This is a genomic window from Pseudomonas sp. FBCC-B1565 (assembly GCF_059133265.1).
On the sequence record NZ_CP101438.1, the window covers coordinates 209,941 to 227,367 of the forward strand.

17 protein-coding genes and 1 pseudogene are annotated in these 17,427 nt (G+C 61.0%); 12 read left to right on the top strand and 6 right to left on the bottom strand.

What is annotated here, in order from left to right:
• Positions 1-35 precede the first annotated feature (35 nt).
• Positions 36-1,628, bottom strand: a complete 1,593-nt coding sequence (locus NL123_RS00875) for an ABC transporter substrate-binding protein (RefSeq protein WP_494357063.1) — start codon at positions 1,626-1,628, stop codon at positions 36-38.
• Between the two features lie 458 nt (positions 1,629-2,086).
• On the opposite strand from NL123_RS00875, the gene rpmB reads away from it, so the two are divergent.
• The 3 genes and pseudogenes from rpmB (at position 2,087) to NL123_RS00890 (ending at position 3,855) form a co-directional block, all read left to right on the top strand.
• Entirely contained in the window at positions 2,087-2,320 is a 234-nt protein-coding gene (gene rpmB, locus NL123_RS00880; protein WP_010207494.1) for a 50S ribosomal protein L28, read from the top strand.
• 11 nt (positions 2,321-2,331) lie between these two features.
• A complete protein-coding gene (gene rpmG, locus NL123_RS00885; protein WP_003176906.1) occupies positions 2,332-2,487 on the top strand; it encodes a 50S ribosomal protein L33 in 156 nt (51 codons plus the stop codon).
• 114 nt (positions 2,488-2,601) lie between these two features.
• Positions 2,602-3,855, top strand: a pseudogene (locus tag NL123_RS00890) (IS3 family transposase).
• A 65-nt stretch (positions 3,856-3,920) separates the two neighbouring features.
• Here the strand turns inward: NL123_RS00890 and NL123_RS00895 are convergent.
• Positions 3,921-4,283, bottom strand: coding sequence for a cupin domain-containing protein (locus tag NL123_RS00895; protein WP_092241680.1), 363 nt, complete (start codon positions 4,281-4,283; stop codon positions 3,921-3,923).
• Positions 4,284-4,512: 229 nt separating this feature from the next.
• Here NL123_RS00895 and NL123_RS00900 point away from each other — a divergent pair, with 229 nt between their 5' ends.
• Together NL123_RS00900 and NL123_RS00905 are read left to right on the top strand one after the other, a co-directional pair.
• Positions 4,513-6,006, top strand: coding sequence for an aldehyde dehydrogenase (locus NL123_RS00900; protein ID WP_494357064.1), 1,494 nt, complete (start codon positions 4,513-4,515; stop codon positions 6,004-6,006).
• Between the two features lie 150 nt (positions 6,007-6,156).
• Positions 6,157-7,299, top strand: a complete 1,143-nt coding sequence (locus NL123_RS00905) for an MFS transporter (protein ID WP_248485344.1) — start codon at positions 6,157-6,159, stop codon at positions 7,297-7,299.
• Here the strand turns inward: NL123_RS00905 and NL123_RS00910 are convergent.
• Both NL123_RS00910 and NL123_RS00915 read right to left on the bottom strand, forming a co-directional pair.
• Positions 7,296-8,861, bottom strand: coding sequence for a phospholipase D family protein (locus tag NL123_RS00910; RefSeq protein ID WP_248488279.1), 1,566 nt, complete (start codon positions 8,859-8,861; stop codon positions 7,296-7,298). The two genes, NL123_RS00905 and NL123_RS00910, sit on opposite strands and share 4 nt — an antisense overlap.
• A 62-nt stretch (positions 8,862-8,923) precedes the next feature.
• Complete coding sequence (locus tag NL123_RS00915) at positions 8,924-10,348, bottom strand: aminotransferase-like domain-containing protein (protein ID WP_248485342.1); 1,425 nt, start codon at positions 10,346-10,348, stop codon at positions 8,924-8,926.
• 166 nt (positions 10,349-10,514) lie between these two features.
• On the opposite strand from NL123_RS00915, the gene NL123_RS00920 reads away from it, so the two are divergent.
• Entirely contained in the window at positions 10,515-10,739 is a 225-nt protein-coding gene (locus tag NL123_RS00920; protein WP_248488278.1) for a DUF1127 domain-containing protein, read from the top strand.
• On the opposite strand, the gene NL123_RS00925 is transcribed toward NL123_RS00920, so the two are convergent.
• Positions 10,740-12,032, bottom strand: a complete 1,293-nt coding sequence (locus NL123_RS00925; RefSeq protein WP_248485341.1) for an NAD(P)/FAD-dependent oxidoreductase — start codon at positions 12,030-12,032, stop codon at positions 10,740-10,742.
• A 115-nt stretch (positions 12,033-12,147) separates the two neighbouring features.
• Between NL123_RS00925 and NL123_RS00930 the strand changes: the two genes are divergently transcribed.
• The gene (locus NL123_RS00930) at positions 12,148-12,501 is read left to right on the top strand and encodes a YkgJ family cysteine cluster protein (RefSeq protein WP_248485340.1); all 354 of its coding nucleotides are present in this window, start codon (positions 12,148-12,150) and stop codon (positions 12,499-12,501) included.
• Positions 12,502-12,631: 130 nt separating this feature from the next.
• Here the strand turns inward: NL123_RS00930 and NL123_RS00935 are convergent, their stop codons facing one another.
• Positions 12,632-13,120, bottom strand: coding sequence for an Lrp/AsnC ligand binding domain-containing protein (locus NL123_RS00935; RefSeq protein ID WP_003176896.1), 489 nt, complete (start codon positions 13,118-13,120; stop codon positions 12,632-12,634).
• A gap of 156 nt (positions 13,121-13,276) precedes the next feature.
• On the opposite strand from NL123_RS00935, the gene dadA reads away from it, so the two are divergent.
• From dadA to NL123_RS00960, 5 genes are all read left to right on the top strand, one after another.
• On the top strand, positions 13,277-14,578 hold the full coding sequence (dadA, locus tag NL123_RS00940) for a D-amino acid dehydrogenase (protein ID WP_248485338.1): 1,302 nt from the start codon (positions 13,277-13,279) through the stop codon (positions 14,576-14,578).
• On the top strand, positions 14,550-14,903 hold the full coding sequence (locus NL123_RS00945; protein ID WP_071494604.1) for a RidA family protein: 354 nt from the start codon (positions 14,550-14,552) through the stop codon (positions 14,901-14,903). Before dadA ends, NL123_RS00945 begins: the two co-directional genes overlap by 29 nt.
• Before the next feature lie 79 nt (positions 14,904-14,982).
• The gene (alr, locus tag NL123_RS00950) at positions 14,983-16,056 is read left to right on the top strand and encodes an alanine racemase (RefSeq protein ID WP_248485336.1); all 1,074 of its coding nucleotides are present in this window, start codon (positions 14,983-14,985) and stop codon (positions 16,054-16,056) included.
• Between the two features lie 116 nt (positions 16,057-16,172).
• Positions 16,173-16,721, top strand: a complete 549-nt coding sequence (locus NL123_RS00955; RefSeq protein ID WP_003176893.1) for a cupin domain-containing protein — start codon at positions 16,173-16,175, stop codon at positions 16,719-16,721.
• A gap of 181 nt (positions 16,722-16,902) precedes the next feature.
• The gene (locus NL123_RS00960; RefSeq protein ID WP_043293857.1) at positions 16,903-17,313 is read left to right on the top strand and encodes a c-type cytochrome; all 411 of its coding nucleotides are present in this window, start codon (positions 16,903-16,905) and stop codon (positions 17,311-17,313) included.
• Positions 17,314-17,427 lie beyond the last annotated feature (114 nt).

Consider the following 17,427-nt stretch of genomic DNA (forward strand, 5'->3'; position numbering starts at 1 on the left):
AGCTGCAAGCCTCAAGCGGGCTTGCAGCTTTCAGCTCAGGGCTGGACGCTGACCTTCGAGAAGTCCTGACGTCCGAACGGGCTCACCTGATAACCCACGACATTTTTGCGGGCCAGCGCAAATGCAGTCGGGTGGGCCAGTGGCAGCCACAGTGCCTGTTGCTGGATCTGCGCCTGGGCCTGTTGGTACAGCTTGCTGCGCACGCCTTGCTCGCTGGTGGTCTTGCCTGCGCTGATCAGCTTGTCCAGCGCCGGGTCGCAGTAGCGGGCGAAGTTGGTGCCCGATTTCACCGCCGCGCAGGAAAACTGCGGGGTCAGGAAGTTATCCGGGTCGCCGTTGTCACCGGCCCAGCCCATGAAGAGCAGGTCGTGTTCGCCGGCTTTGGCGCGACGGATCAGTTCGCCCCATTCGATCACGCGGATCTCGGCCTGGATGCCGACCTTGGCCAGGTCAGCCTGCAGCAGTTGTGCGCCAAGGTTCGGGTTGGGGTTCAGCAGGCTGCCGGTGGGGCGGGTCCAGAGAGTGGTCTTGAAGCCGTCCTTGAGCCCGGCGCGGTCGAGCAGCGCCTTGGCCTTGGCGAGGTCCTGTGGATAACCCGGCAGGTCCTTGGCGTAGCTCCAGGTGTTGGGTGGGTACGGGCCGTTGGCGGCCTCGGCGGTGCCTTCAAACACGGCCTTGAGGTAGCTCCCCTTGTCGAACGCCAGGTTGATCGCCTGGCGGACTTCGGGCTTGTCCAGGGGCGGGTGCTGGCTGTTGATGGCCACGAAGGCGGTCATGAAGGCAGCGGTCTTCTCCACCTTGAGCGCCGGGTCCTTTTCGGCCTCACCCACGTCCAGCGGCTTGGGCGACAGGGCTATCTGGCACTCGTCGCGGTGCAGTTTCTGCAGGCGTACGTTGGCGTCCGGCGTGATGGCAAAGATCAGGTTATCCACAGCCGGTTTGCCGGCGAAGTAGTCCGGGTTGGCCTTGTAGCGCACCACGGCATCTTTCTGGAAACGGCTGAAGATAAACGGTCCAGTGCCGATCGGCTGGCTGTTGAGTTTCTCCGGCGTGCCGGCCTTGAGCAGTTTGTCGGCATATTCGGCCGGGTAGATCGACGCGAAGCCCATGCTCAGCGCGGCGAGGAAGGTGGAGTCGGCGTGATCCAGGGTGAAACGTACGGTCAGTGGGTCGAGAGCGTCGATCTTTTTTACCAGCGTCGGTAGTTGCAGCGACTGGGCGTGAGGGAAGCCGCTCTGGGCGATCTTGTGCCAGGGGTTGGCCGGGTCGAGCATGCGCTCGAAGCTGAAACGCACGTCTTCGGCGGTCAGGGTGCGGCTTGGGGTGAAGTACTCGGTGCGATGGAATTTCACATCCGGGTGCAGCTTGAAGGTATAGGTCAGGCCATCCGGCGAGACGTCCCAGCTGTCCGCCAGGCTGGGCACCAGCTTGCCGCTGGTCGCGTCGTAGTCCACCAGGCGGTTCATCAGCACGTCGGCCGAGGCATTGGTGGTGGTCAGCGAGTTGTATTGCACCACATCGAACCCTTCTGGGCTGGCCTCGGTGCAGACGCTCAAGGTGCTGGCGGCAGAGGCCAGCGGGGCGATAAAGAGAGGGGCTAGCAATAGCGGTAGGGCAGCGAGGCGCATGTTCGGTTTCCTTTGCAGATCGAAGGCCCATCTGCGAGTGCAGTCTGGAAAAGTCCTACCGTAGTGGTCTGATAGGTAAATGACTAGCCCATTTTTGCCTGTGCTTTTGCGCCAAATGCTGTTTTGATGGCGCCTCAGTGCGTTTCGTCGTGCACTTCACTGTGCCCGCGCGCGCTGTAAATCATTCTGTGCGACGAGCGGTCGGCTGTGACAGCGGCCCCTCCTGGCAACGGTTCAGGCGTCTGCCGCCAAGATTTACGCCAGTAAAAACACGCGGGCTGTTGTTGCACTGGGGTCTTTCTGGTATAAAGCAGCGCTCTTTTCTAGGGGCCCGGTTCCTTCGCTTGTAGGTGTAGCCGGTAAGACCCTAAAGAAACGCGGCGCCTGGCGCCAAATGACTGAGAGATTAAGCGGCCAACCCATGCCGGGTTGGGCATGTGGTTTTAGAGGGCTGAGGCATGTCGAGAGTCTGTCAAGTTACCGGTAAGGGTCCGGTGACTGGGAATAACATTTCCCACGCAAATAACAAAACCCGTCGTCGTTTCCTGCCGAACCTGCAGCATCACCGCTTCTGGGTTGAAGAAGAGAAACGTTTCGTCCGTCTGCGCGTATCTGCCAAAGGCATGCGCATCATCGACAAGCGTGGCATCACTGTCGTGCTGGCTGAATTGCGCCGCGCTGGCACAATCTAAGGAGCTATATCATGCGTGAATTGATTCGAATGATCTCTAGCGCCGGTACTGGTCACTTCTACACTACCGACAAGAACAAGCGTACTACCCCGGACAAGCTCGAAAAGAAAATGTTCGACCCGCGCGTTCGCAAGCACGTGATCTACAAAGAAGGCAAAATCAAGTAATTGATTTTCCTCCTTGTGAAAAAAAGCCCGTATCTCACGATCCGGGCTTTTTTTTGCCTGATGTCTCGTCCTAAATAAGGTTTACACCTTCTGACGTCTTATCGGGAAGGTGCAATGAATACGGGCGCAAAACGCAGTCAACGAGATTACACGCTGACTTTTAAATTGTCGGTTGTCGACCAAGTCGAAAAAGGCGAGTTGAGTTATAAAGAAGCTCAACGGCGTTATGGGATTCAGGGTCGTTCGACGGTGTTGGTGTGGTTACGCAAGCATGGTCGGCAGGACTGGAGCCAAGGCGCCTCCATTCGGACCCAGAGGAGCCGACCGATGGACAAACCTACCTTGCCGTTGACTCCCGAGCAAAGAATCAAAGAGCTCGAGGAACAACTGGCACTGGCCAACCAGAAGGCCAAATTCTTTGAAGACGTGGTCGATGTTCTGAAGAACGATTACGGTGTATCCGTTGTAAAAAAGCGGTCCGGCAAGTCGTTGCGCAAACCCAGACCCTGAGTGTCAGCAGGGCTTGCCAGTTTATGAGTATCAGTCGCCAAGCCTATTACAAGCGTGACCGGGTCCATCGTGCCCGAGCCGATCAAGATCAGAAACTTCTCCAGTTTGTGCAGGAAGTTCGTGTGCGCCAACCGTGCATTGGCACCCGCAAATTGCACTCGATGATGCAAGCGAAGCATGACAAGCCAGAATTGCATGTCGGACGAGATCGTTTGTTTGGGGTTTTACGAGAGCACCGGCAGTTGGTGCGCAGGAGACGGGCCTATCACAAGACGACCGATAGCCATCATCGCTTTCGCTGCCATCCCAATTTGCTAAAGCCTGGCCCGCAACAAGTCGTAGCTACTGGCCCGGAACAGGTCTGGGTGGCGGATATCACCTACCTATCTACAGGGCGCGATGAACCGGCCTACCTAAGTTTGGTGACGGATGCCTTCTCGAGGAAAATAGTTGGTTATCACGTGCATGGCAGTCTACATGCCGATTCGGTAGCCCAAGCCTTACGCATGGCGTTGAAGGCACGTCGAACGGGCCAGAAACTGGTTCATCACTCGGATCGCGGCGTGCAGTACTGCTCAGTGCTCTATCAAAAAATCCATGCCAAGCATGGCATCACATGCTCGATGACTGATGGCTACGATTGCTACCAAAACGCCTTGGCAGAACGGGTCAACGGAATCTTGAAGGCGGAACTCTTGCTTCACCGGCCGACAGACTTGGTTCAAGCGGAGCAAATGGTGCGGGAGGCGATCTTGATCTACAACCAGGAGCGCCCGCACTTGTCCTTAAAATACAAAACGCCCGATGCAGTGCATCGGGCGTTGGGGTGAAACAGGTGTAAACCTATTTCAGGACTAGACATGATCGTTCCCACGCTCTGCGTGGGAACGACGCCTCGGACGCTCCGCGTCCCGCCGTCTTGATCAGGCCTTTTGTTCAAACACCACGTAAATCTTGCGGCACGCCTCCAGCACTTCCCAGGTGCCGCTGAAACCGGCGGGAATCACGAAGCGGTCGCCAGCGCGCAAGGTCTTGGCGTTGCCGTCGGCATCACGCAGCACGGACACGCCCTGCACAATTTCGCAGTATTCATGCTCGGTGTAATTGACCGTCCACTGCCCGACTTCACCTTCCCACACGCCCGCGCTCATCTGGCCGCAGGGGCTGTTGTAGTGGTTGTAGATCGTTTGCTCGGGATCGCCCTTGAGGATTTTCTCGGCGGCAGGGCGGTAGCGCTCGGCGGCGGTCTTGGCTTGGCTGAAGTCGACGATGTCCTGGATGCTCATGTGCGTGTCCCGTCTGGCCTGCGGTTGGAGAGCCCAAAGTCTATGTTTATTAAAATGAACATCGCAAGGGCGTTTGCCGGCGTTATGTCAAATATATTGAAACACCCCCAGCCGCTGGTTTAGGGTGGCAGCTGCCTTGCGCCGAACCATTGGCTGGCGGGCAAGAATTCTTTAAGGCTGCTGTGGGATATCCCGTGGCCCTTGTATTCAATAAGAGGAGGACACTCGCATGACCACCCTGACCCGTGCCGACTGGGAACAACGTGCCAAGGATCTGAAGATCGAAGGCCGCGCCTACATCAATGGCGAGTACACCGCCGCTGTTTCCGGTGACACCTTCGAATGCATCAGCCCGGTCGATGGTCGCCTGCTGGCCACTGTTGCCAGCTGTGACGCCGCCGACGCCCAACGCGCCGTTGAAAACGCCCGCGCCACCTTCAATTCCGGCGTGTGGTCGCGCCTGGCGCCGGCCAAGCGCAAATCCGCCATGATCCGTTTTGCTGCGTTGCTCAAGGCCAATGCCGAAGAACTGGCGCTGCTCGAAACCCTGGACATGGGCAAGCCGATCAGCGACTCCCTGAACATCGACGTACCCGGCGCGGCGAATGCCCTGAGCTGGAGCGGCGAGGCCATCGACAAGATTTACGACGAAGTCGCCGCGACCCCGCACGACCAATTGGGCCTGGTGACCCGTGAGCCCGTGGGTGTTGTCGGCGCCATCGTGCCGTGGAACTTCCCGTTGATGATGGCCTGCTGGAAGCTGGGGCCTGCGCTGTCCACCGGTAACTCGGTGATCCTCAAGCCGTCCGAAAAATCCCCGCTGACCGCCATCCGCATCGCGGCACTGGCCGTTGAAGCCGGTATTCCACAAGGTGTATTCAACGTACTGCCAGGCTACGGCCATACCGTGGGCAACGCGCTGGCGCTGCACATGGACGTCGACACCCTGGTGTTCACCGGCTCCACCAAGATTGCCAAGCAACTGTTGATCCGCTCTGGCGAATCGAACATGAAGCGTGTCTGGCTGGAAGCGGGCGGCAAGAGCCCGAACATCGTGTTCGCCGATGCTCCGGACCTGCAAGCCGCTGCCGAGTCTGCCGCCGGCGCCATCGCCTTCAACCAGGGCGAGGTCTGCACCGCCGGTTCCCGCCTGCTGGTGGAGCGCTCCATCAAGGACAAATTCCTGCCGCTGGTGATCGAGGCCCTCAAGGGCTGGAAACCAGGCAACCCGCTGGACCCTGCGACCAACGTCGGTGCACTGGTGGACACCCAGCAGATGAACACAGTGCTCTCGTACATCGAAGCCGGCCATGCCGACGGCGCCAAGTTGGTTGCAGGCGGCAAGCGGACCTTGGAAGAAACGGGTGGTACCTATGTTGAACCGACGATTTTCGACGGTGTGACCAATGCGATGAAGATCGCCAAGGAAGAAATCTTCGGCCCAGTCCTGTCGGTGATCACCTTCGACAGCGCCGAAGAGGCTGTCGCCATTGCTAACGACACCATCTACGGTCTTGCCGCAGCGGTGTGGACGTCGGACATCTCCAAGGCCCACCTGACCGCCAAGGCGCTGCGTGCCGGTAGCGTGTGGGTCAACCAGTACGACGGCGGTGACATGACCGCTCCGTTTGGTGGCTTCAAGCAGTCGGGCAACGGTCGTGACAAGTCGCTGCATGCGTTCGACAAATACACCGAGTTGAAGGCGACCTGGATCAAGCTCTAAGCAACACCGCAGGCTAAATGTGGGAGGGGGCTTGCTCCCGATAGCAGTGTGTCAGGCGCCAGCGGTGCTCACTGATCCACCGCAATCGGGGGCAAGCCCCCTCCCACACTGGTTTGTGTGAACTTAAAAATGATCCACAGGAGCGTGGAAATGCGTTGGGCGACTTATTTCGCCGTATTGGCCTCGGTGCTCAGCGTCGGCCTGGCCCTGGGCGTCAGCATGCCGCTGGTGTCCTTGCGCCTGGAAAGCTGGGGCTACGGCAGTTTCGCGATTGGCGTGATGGCAGCGATGCCGGCCTTTGGCGTATTGCTCGGCGCGAAGGTTTCCAGTCGCCTGGCCTCATGGCTTGGCACCGCCAACCTTATGCGCCTGTGCCTGTGGGCGGGCGCGGTGTCCATCGGCCTGCTGGCGATCCTTCCCAGCTACCCGGTGTGGCTGGTGCTGCGCCTGATGATCGGCGTGATCCTGACCATCGTGTTTATCCTCGGCGAGAGTTGGATCAACCAGTTGGTTGTGGAGCAGTGGCGCGGCCGGCTGGTGGCGCTGTACGGCTGCAGCTATGCCTTGAGCCAGCTGTCGGGTCCGTTACTGTTAGGCTTGATCGGCACCGATCATGACTACGGTTTCTGGGTGGGCGTCGGCCTGTTGATGGTTGCGCCGCTGTTGCTGCTGGGACGTTCCGGTGCGCCGAGCGCCGAGTCCTTCAGCGTGACGTTCGCGCAACTGTGGCGCTTCTGCCGGAGCCTGCCGGCGATTGCCTGGGCGGTGGCGCTGTTCGCTGCGTTCGAGGCGATGATCCTGACGTTGTTGCCGGTGTACTGCCTGCAACAAGGGTTCACCGCCGAGATCGCCTTGGCCATGGTCAGCACGGTGGTGGTTGGCGACGCGTTACTGCAATTGCCCATCGGTGCACTGGCCGACTACTTGCCGCGGCGCACGTTGTTCCTGGGGTGTGCGCTGCTGTTGCTGGTGTCGAGCCTGGCGATTCCGTTATTGATGCACACGCCAATGATCTGGCCGATCTGGGTCGTGTTCGGCGCAAGTGCTGGCGGCTTGTTCACCCTGTCGTTGATCTTGATCGGCGAGCGTTACCGCGACGACGCGCTGGTGCGCGCCAATGCCCACGTGGCGCAGCTGTGGGGTATCGGCTGCCTGATCGGCCCATTGGTGGCAGGGGCGGGTAGCCAGTGGATCAGCGGGCATGCGCTGCCGCTGCTGATGGCGGCCGGTGCGCTTGGCCTGGTGATGTTGCTGCTGCGCCAGGGCGCATTCGGTGCGGCACAAGCGGCCTAGAGCATGCGCTCAAGGCCAACACTGGTGGCAAACCACGCATTGAACCGTCGCCACCAGCTCCCGGGCTCGCGGGTCAGGGTGTGCAACTGGCCGTTATCTTCGGTCACCCACACGACCTGGCCGTCCTGCAATTTCGCTTCATAGCTCAGGGCGGGCGCCATGCCTTGCAGTGCCAGGTTGCGTACATGTTCCGCCAGCTCGGGGCTGTCGACCAGCACACCGACTTCGGTGTTCCACAGCACCGAGCGTGGGTCGAAGTTGAACGAGCCGATAAAGGATTTCTCCCGATCAAAGATGATCGCCTTGCTGTGCAGGCTGGAATCCGAGCCCCGGAAAGTGCCTCGGCGAAACAGGTGCGGGCCACTGCCGCCGCCATCCCCGGGTTGGCGGCGCAGCTCGTAGAGCTTCACCCCATGCTCCAGCAGCGCCTTGCGGTAGGGGGCGTAACCGCCGTGTACGGCGGGCACATCGGTGGCTTCCAGGGAATTGGTCAGCAGGCTCACCGACACGCCCGCATCGGCGCGCCCGGTCAGATACACCAGGCCTGGCTGTCCCGGCACGAAGTACGCAGAAATCATCATTAGCTCGTGATTGACCCCCTCCAGCTCCGGCGCCAGTTGGGTTGTGAGCAGCAGCCGAGGGTCTGGGTCGGCCTTGGCCAGCACCTTGCTCGGCGCATCCCACAGCGCCTGGTTCCAGGCCCAGATCAGCTCGCGGCGCCAGGTGTCCATGCGCGGTTGGGTCTTGTAGGTACGCAGGCGGTTGTACAACGCGTGGTTCTGCTGGCGCGACTCGGCCAGGGAGGCTTCCAGGCTTACGCGCGCGGCGGCGAGGTCGCCCTTGGACGGCGCGTTGGAGATGAAGTCATCGATAGGCTTGCTCAGCGCGCTGTTCCAGTACTGGTCGAAACTGTGACCCAGTTGCTCGGCCACCGGGCCCACGCTGAGCATGTCGATATCGGTGAAGTTCAGGTTGGGCTCGGCATCGAAATACTCATCCCCCAGGTTGCGTCCGCCGACGATAGCCACGCTGTTGTCCGCCAGCCACAGCTTGTTGTGCATGCGTCGATGTTGCAGCGACAGGTTGAACAGGCGGCCCATGGCCCGCGTCACGCCGGTGCTGCGCCCCAGGTGCAACGGGTTGAACAGACGGATCTCGATCTTGGGGTGGGCCGCGAGGGTGGCGATGATCTGGTCGAGGCCGTCGCTGGTGGTGTCGTCCAGCAGGATGCGCACGCGCACGCCACGGTCGGCGGCCTTGAGCAGTTCGTCCACCAGCATGCGGGTGCTGATGCCGTCGTGCACGATGTAGTACTGCAGGTCGAGGCTGGTCTGGGCGTTGCGGATCAGCTCGGCGCGGGCCATGAACGCCTCGCTGCTGTTGGGCAGCAGGCGAAAGCCCGAGCGCCCCTGATAGGGCGCGGCCTGGGCCTGGATCGAGCGGCCGAACGACGATTGCGCGGCAGGCAGGGCGTCGCTGGGGACGCGCGGCGTGCTCACGCTGGCGCAGCCGCCCAGGGCCAGGGCCCCTAACAGGCAAAACGGTAATAGCCGTTGAATCATCAAGGGATCGGCTTCCAGATCAGGGCGGTTGTCGGCATATGACGGCAAATTTCCGGTAAAGGTCAGTCGGCCGTCTCCGCCAGCATCTTGATCGCCGCAGCCCCGACCTTGCGCACGGCTTCTTCAATCTGCGCGGTTGGCTTGGCAGCGTAGTTCATGCGCAGGCAGTTCCGGTATTTGCCGGAAGCGGAAAAGATACTGCCTACCGCTACTTGCACGCCTTGTTCCACGAGGACGCGGTTGAGCTTCAACGTATCAAAACCTTCCGGCAGTTCGATCCACAGCATGAAGCTGCCTTGTGGCCGGCTGGCACGGGTGCCCGTCGGGAAGTAGCGGCTGACCCAATCGAGCATCAAGTCGCGATTGCGCTGGTATTGAGTGCGCATCCGCCGCAAATGCGGTTCGAAGTGGCCCCCTTTGAGAAACTCGGCTATGGCAATCTGCGGTTGAGTCGCTGTGGAGCCGGTGCTGATGTATTTCATGTGCAGCACCCGTTCCAGGTATCGGCCCGGTGCCACCCAGCCAATGCGCAAACCGGGTGCCAGGGTTTTCGAAAACGAGCTGCACAGCAGCACACGGCCGTCTTCGTCGAACGACTTGATGGTGCGCGGGCGCGGGTAGCTGAAGGCCAGTTCGCCGTAGACATCGTCTTCGATGATCGCCACGTCGAAGCGCTGTGCCAAGGTGAGCAACGCCCGCTTGCGCGCCTCCGGCATGATGTAGCCCAGGGGGTTGTTGCAGTTGGGGGTAAGCTGGATGACTTTGATCGGCCACTGTTCCAGCGCCAGCTCCAACGCTTCGAGGCTGATGCCGGTGATCGGGTCGGTAGGGATTTCCAGGGCTTTCATGCCCAGGCCCTTGAGCGTCTGCATGGCGCCGTGAAAGCTCGGTGAGTCCACCGCAACGATATCGCCCGGCTCACAGATGGCATGGATGCTGGCAGACAACGCCTCATGGCAGCCGGTGGTGATCACGATGTCCTCGGCCGTCAGTTGGCAGCCGGAATCCAGGGACAGACGCGCAATTTGCTCGCGCAGCTCCATACAGCCGAGGATGTTGTCGTAATACAAGCCCGGCAGATCCTGGCGGCGACTCACGCGCGCCAGGCTGCGCAACAGGGGTTTCAAGGTAGGCGACAATACATCCGGCATGCCGCGACCCATCTGTATGACATCCTTGCGCGGCGTTGCGCGTATCAACTCCAGCACCTGGTCCCATTGGGAAATGTCCACGGGGCGCTGAGCCGGACGACCGACTTCGGGCAGGGCCGGTAACTCGCGGCCGACGGGTACGAAGTAGCCGGATTTCGGCTTGGGCATCGCCAGGCCGTTGTCTTCCAGCAACCGATAAGCCTGCTGCACGGTGCTCAGGCTGACCCCATGTTCCACGCTCAAGGCCCGTACAGAAGGCAGTCGATCACCGGGGCGATAGAAACCTTGTTCGATGCGGGTACCCAGCAATTCGGCGAGGTTTATGTACAGGGTCATGGCGGTCGCTCCCGAGTGACCATTACAGATAGGCAGAAAATACAGGATTCAGCCGTCCAAAGGCAGCATCTGTATGGATTTAATAAGGCAGGGTTGAATCTGTAATGGTTTTGGCCGCGCGCTCATGCTGGTCACTCAAGGCAACAAGCAACTGAGGGGCAGCAAAATGAACGGCATGAGCGATGTGCGGCTGGCGTTACACAGTCAGGAACTGGAGGCTGGGCAGGAGCGGGCGACGGCGCCGCGCGATATCAGTCGCTGGGGTCTGTTCTGGCACCGTCGCCACACGCGCAAGGCTTTATTGCACCTGACCAGGGAGCAATTGCGCGACGTCGGGCTGACCGCTGAGCAGGCACGCGACGAGGGGCTGAAACCGTTCTGGCGCGATTGATCAGACCAGCTCTTTGAGGCGGTGCCAGAGCATGCCCAGCGCCAACAGCGGCGAGCGCAGGTGCTTGCCGCCGGGGAAGGTGATGTGCGGCACCTGGGCGAACAGGTCGAAGCGGCCCTGTTGCTGGCCGCTGATGGCTTCGGCCAGCAACTTGCCCGCCAGGTGCGTGGCGTTGAGGCCATGGCCAGCGTAGGCCTGGGCGTAATACACGTTGGGTTGGTCGGCCAGGCGGCCAATCTGCGGCAAACGGTTGGCGCCGATGCCGATCATGCCGCCCCACTGGAAATCGATTTTTACGTCGGCCAACTGGGGGAATACCTGCAGCATTTTCGGGCGCATATAGGCGCCGATATCCTTGGGGTCGCGACCGGAATAGTGGCAGGCACCGCCGAACAGCAGGCGGCGGTCGGCTGACAGCCGGAAGTAATCCACCGTGACACGCTGGTCGCACACCGCCATGTTCTGCGGCAGCAGGTTGGCGGCCTGGGCTGCGCTCAACGGCTCGGTGGCGATGATGTAGCTGCCGGCGGGCAGCACCTTGCCGCTGAGGTGCGGGTTGAGGCCATTGAGGTAGGCATTGCAGGCCAGCACCAGAGTCTTGGCGCGCACGTTGCCTTGGGCGGTGTGTACGCTGACTTCGGGGCCGTAGTCGATGCGCGTGACTTCGGACTGCTCGAACAGCTTCACGCCCAAATGCTGCGCGGCGGCGGCTTCGCCGAGAGCCAGGTTCAGCGGGTGCAGGTGGCCGGAGCCCATGTCGATCATGCCGCCCACGTAGCGGTCGGAGCCAATCACGCTGGGCATTTCGTTGGCTTGCAGCAGGCGTATGTCGTGACGATAGCCAAGGCTGCGCAGTTCTTCGGCATCTTCGGCCAGGCCGTGCAGGTCGCGGGGTTTGTTGGCGAGGTCGCAGTAGCCCCAGGCCAGGTCGCAGGGGATCTGGTAGCGCTCGACGCGCTCACGCACAATCTCCACCGCCTCCAGGCCCATCAGCTTCATCTGGCGTACGCCCTCGGTGCCGATCACGTTGGCGAACTGGTCCAGGCCATGGCCGACGCCGCGAATCAGTTGGCCGCCGTTACGCCCGCTGGCGCCCCAGGCGATCTTGCGCGCTTCCAGCAACACCACGCTGAATCCACGCTCGGCCAACTCCAGCGCGGTGTTCAGCCCCGAGAAACCGCCGCCGACCACGCACACATCCGCGGTCAGTTCGCCGGTCAACACCGGGTACTCAGGTTGCGGCACGCTGCTGGCGGCGTAGTAGGAAGCGGTGTGCCGGGCGCTGGCAGTCATGGGGAGCATCCCTGTTTGGAAAATTTGACGCAGGATACAGCGGTCGGACGAAGCTGTCTGCGCAGGGCGTTTTGCGGCAGAATCCACGCCTATTCGCCGTTCGGTACGTGTTTCGATGAGTTGCAACAGTCAGAAAGTCAGCGCCCTGCGCAGGCAGATTCCTTCGTTCGAGTGCGTCCCCGGTTGCCACGACTGCTGTGGGCCGGTAACCACCTCGCCCGAGGAAATGTCGCGCCTGCCGCGTAAGACTGCGGCTGAGCAGGACGCGGCCATGGAGGAGCTGAACTGCGTGCACTTGGGCCCCAACGGCTGCACGGTGTACGACGAGCGCCCGTTGATCTGCAGGTTGTTCGGCACCACCAAGACCCTTCCGTGCCCGAATGGACGGCGCCCGGTGGAGCTGATTCATCCGCGGGTGGAGAAGCAGATCCACGACTATATGGCGAGCACCCGGCAGGTGTTGGTTTAGCGGTTTTACACAGTCCAAATGTGGGAGGGGGCTTGCCCCCGATAGCGGTGGATCAGTCGGCACCTTTGGCGTCTGACACACTGCTATCGGGGGCAAGCCCCCTCCCACATGTTGACCCGAGTGTTTCAGGTCAGTCCGGGATCGGCAGGTTCAGGCTCTCCTTCACCTCTTCCATCACGATATAGCTCTTGGACTCCCGCACATGGGGCAGCTTGAGCAGGATGTCGCCAAGCAATTTGCGGTACGACGCCATCTCGGAAATCCGCGCCTTCACCAGGTAGTCGAAGTCGCCAGAAACCAGGTGGCACTCCAGCACATGGGGCAGTTTCAGTACGGCGCGGCGGAACTCCTCGAAGGTGTCGCCGGACTTGTAATCCAGGCTGATCTCGACAAATACCAGCAAACTGCCCTTCAAATGCTGGGGATTGAGCCGCGCGTTGTAGCCCATGATGATCCCTTCACGCTCCAGCCGGCGCACACGCTCGGTACAGGGCGTGGTCGACAGCCCGACCTTTTCCCCCAACTCCGTGAACGAAATACGCCCGTCGGTTTGCAGGATGCGCAGGATGTTGCGGTCGATCTTGTCCAGCTCCCGCTTGGTCTGGGTGTTGGTACGCATAGGGGATACGCCTCTGTGAAAAGGGTTTTTGCCGAGAATTGTCGCCAAATATAGGCAGTTATATAGTGAAATGCACTGGCAATTGTTTTTTACACTGCGCTCATCATTGCTCGAACAACACACGTCAGCGGCCACGTCCGCGATGAGGATATAAAAATGCGCGTTCTGGTCTTGGGTAGCGGCGTCATTGGTGTGACCAGTGCCTACTATTTGGCGCGGGCCGGCTTTGAAGTGGTCGTGGTCGACCGTCAACCCGCCGCTGCCATGGAAACCAGTTTCGCCAACGCCGGCCAGGTGTCCCCGGGCTATGCCTCGCCATGGGCCGCGCCGGGCGTGCCGCTCAAAGCTATCAAGTGGCTGCTGCAACGCCATGCGCCGCTGGCGATCAAGGCCACCGCCGACATCGACCAATACCTGTGGATGGCGCAGATGCTGCGCAACTGCACCGCCAGCCGTTACGCGGTGAACAAGGAGCGCATGGTGCGTCTGTCCGAGTACAGCCGTGACTGCCTCGACGAACTGCGCGCCGAGACCGGCATTGCCTACGAAGGCCGCAGCCTGGGGACTACCCAGTTGTTCCGCACCCAGGCGCAGCTCGATGGCGCGGCCAAGGACATCGCCGTGTTGAAGGAGTCCGGCGTGCCGTTCGAGCTGCTCGACCGCGCCGGTATCGCCCGCGTCGAACCGGCCCTGGCCAGCGTCACGGATATTCTCGCTGGCGCCCTGCGCCTGCCGAACGACCAGACTGGTGACTGCCAGATGTTCACCACCCGCCTGGCCGACATGTGCAAGCAACTGGGCGTGCAATTTCGCTTCGAACAGGATATCCAGCGTCTCGACTACGCCGGTGATCGCATCAGCGGCGTGTGGATCGACGGCACGCTGGAGACCGCCGACCGTTACGTGCTGGCCCTCGGCAGCTACTCGCCGAAGCTGCTCAAGCCGCTGGGGATCAAGGCGCCGGTGTACCCGCTCAAGGGCTATTCGCTGACCGTACCGATCACCAACCCGGCGATGGCGCCGACTTCGACGATTCTCGACGAGACCTACAAGGTCGCAATCACCCGTTTCGACAACCGCATCCGCGTCGGTGGCATGGCTGAAATAGCCGGTTTTGACCTGTCGCTTAACCCGCGTCGGCGTGAAACCCTGGAGATGATCGTCAACGACCTTTATCCTCAGGGCGGCGATTTGACCGAAGCCAGTTTCTGGACCGGCCTGCGTCCGACCACCCCCGATGGCACTCCGATTGTCGGTGCCACCCCGTTCAAGAACCTGTTCCTGAATACCGGCCACGGCACCCTCGGTTGGACCATGGCGTGTGGTTCCGGTCGTTTGCTGGCCGACCTGATGGCGAAGAAAACCCCGCAGATCAGTGCCGAAGGCCTCGATATTTCCCGTTATGGCAACCACCAGGAGTCCGCACAACATGTCAATCCAGCGCCAGCTCACCAATGAGCGCATGAGCCAGATCGTTGTCCACAGCGGTACCGTGTATCTGGCGGGGCAAGTCGGTGACGACATGAACGCCGGGATTGAACAGCAAACCCGTGAAACCCTGGCCAATATCGAGCGTTTGCTCGACCTGGCCGGCACCGACAAGAGCAAGCTGCTGTCGGTGACGATCTACCTGAAAGACATCGACGCGGATTTCGCCGGCATGAACGCGGTGTGGGACAAGTGGCTGCCCAAGGGTGTCGCCCCGGCCCGTGCCACGGTTGAAGCCAAGCTGTGCGAACCGCAAATCCTGGTGGAGCTGTCCGTTGTGGCCGCGCTGCCTTAATCACCGATCCCTCTCCCGGTGCCGATGCTGTCTGTCGGTGCCGGTTTTTCTTCACTTTGCCGCCTAGAAGCCTGCCGCCATGCGTCCTGCCCGTGCCCTGATCGACCTCCAAGCCCTGCGCCACAACTACCAATTGGCCCGTGAAGTCACGGGGGCCAAGGCCCTTGCCGTGATCAAGGCCGATGCCTACGGGCATGGTGCCGTGCGCGTCGCCCAAGCGTTGGAAGCCGAGGCGGACGGGTTTGCCGTGGCCTGCATCGAGGAGGCATTGGAGCTGCGCGCCGCCGGTATTCGTGCACCCGTGCTGTTGCTGGAAGGTTTCTTCGAGGCGGACGAGCTGCCGCTGATCATCGAGCATGATTTCTGGTGCGTGGTGCATTCGCTGTGGCAACTGGAGGCCATCGAACAGGCCGTACTGAGCAAGCCGCTGACTGTCTGGCTCAAGCTCGATTCGGGCATGCACCGTGTCGGCCTGCATCCGAAGGATTACCACGAGGCTTACCAGCGCCTGCTGGCCAGCGGCAAAGTGGCCAAGATCGTTTTGATGAGCCATTTCGCGCGTGCCGATGAACTCGACTGCGTGCGCAGCGATGAACAGGTGGCGGTGTTTGACGCGGCGCGCCAGGGCTTGGCGGCCGAGGTCAGCCTGCGCAATTCGCCGTCGGTGATGGGCTGGCCGGCTGTGTCCAGCGATTGGGTGCGTCCCGGCATCATGCTTTACGGCGCTACACCGTTTGGCGAAGACCAGGCCGTGGCTGCGCGCTTGCAGCCGGTGATGACCCTGGAGTCCAAGGTGATCTGCGTGCGTGAACTGCCGGCGGGGGAGCCGGTGGGTTACGGCGCCAAGTTCATCACACCGAAACCCATGCGTATCGGTGTAGTTGCCATGGGTTATGCCGATGGCTATCCACGACACGCGCCGACCGGTACGCCGGTGCTGGTGGCCGGTCAACGCAGCCAATTGCTGGGCCGTGTGTCCATGGACATGCTGTGCATCGACCTCACGGACGTGCCGCAAGCCGGCCTTGGTTCCACCGTGGAGCTATGGGGTAAACATATCCTCGCCAGTGACGTCGCGGTTGCCGCCGAGACCATTCCGTATCAGCTGTTCTGCAACCTGCGCCGCGTGCCAAGGCTCTATTCCGGGGCTTGACCGCCAGGCACGAACGCAACCGCCCGGGATTTAGGCCCAAGTGTTGTAAATACTGAACGCTGTCGCCATGATAACGCTCAATTACAACAAAGCCTGAATCCTAGGAGGCTCCTGCATTGGACGTCGGCGAACGACTGCAATCCATCCGTAAACTGAAGGGTCTTTCCCAGCGCGAGCTCGCCAAGCGTGCGGGTGTCACCAACAGCACCATTTCGATGATCGAAAAAAACAGCGTCAGCCCCTCGATCAGCTCCTTGCGCAAGGTGCTGGGCGGCATCCCCATGTCGATGGTCGAGTTCTTTTCCGAGGAGATCCTCCAGGAAATACCGACGCAGATCGTCTATAAAGCCAATGAGCTGATCGACATCTCCGACGGCGCCGTCACCATGAAACTGGTAGGACGGGCGCACCCCAGCCGGGCGATTGCGTTTCTCAACGAAATCTACCCGCCGGGCGCCGACACAGGCGAAGAAATGCTCACCCACGAAGGCGAAGAAACCGGGATTCTGGTGGAAGGTCGCCTGGAGTTGGTGGTCGGTCTTGAAACTTTTGTGCTCGAAGCGGGCGATAGCTACTACTTTGAAAGCACCAAGCCCCATCGTTTTCGCAATCCGTTCGACGTGCCGGCGCGACTAATCAGCGCAGCCACACCCGCGAACTTTTAAGAAAAGAGGCGTCCTGCCAGCGTCGCAGAGGCACCCGAGCTGTATTCCGTGAGGTCGAATCTCCCTTTGTTTAATAGGGTTGTTTCGGCCAGGCGGGCTAACCGTTATACTTTCGCCGCCTGCGAAACCGTGGCCGCAGGCGTGAATAGCCACCATTGAGGGTGAACGCGTGAACCTAATTATGAAAATGCTGGCTGCACCAGCAACCGTACTGGCCCTATGGGCTGTCAGCGCTCAAGCTGCGACCAATGATGATATTGCCAAGCGCCTGGAGCCTGTCGGCCAGGTCTGCGTCCAGGGCCAGGAATGCAAGGGCATGGAGGTGGCGGTCGCCGCAGGCGGCGGCGCTGCGAAGACGCCAGATGACATCATCGCCAAGCACTGCAACGCTTGCCACGGCACCGGCTTGTTGGGCGCGCCGAAAATCGGCGACACAGCGGCCTGGAAAGAACGCGCCGATCACCAGGGCGGCCTTGACGGCATCCTGGCCAAGGCGATCACCGGTATCAACGCGATGCCGCCAAAAGGCACCTGTGCCGATTGCTCGGATGATGACCTCAAGGGTGCAATCAAGAAGATGTCTGGCCTCTGATCCGCCGATCTTCGTCAAAAATGCCGCTTACGAGCGGCTTTTTTGTGCCTGGGATTGGTGTTTCAGCGCTGTTCATTGCAGCAAAGACCCGGCAAGCTCGGTCCAACCCCTAAT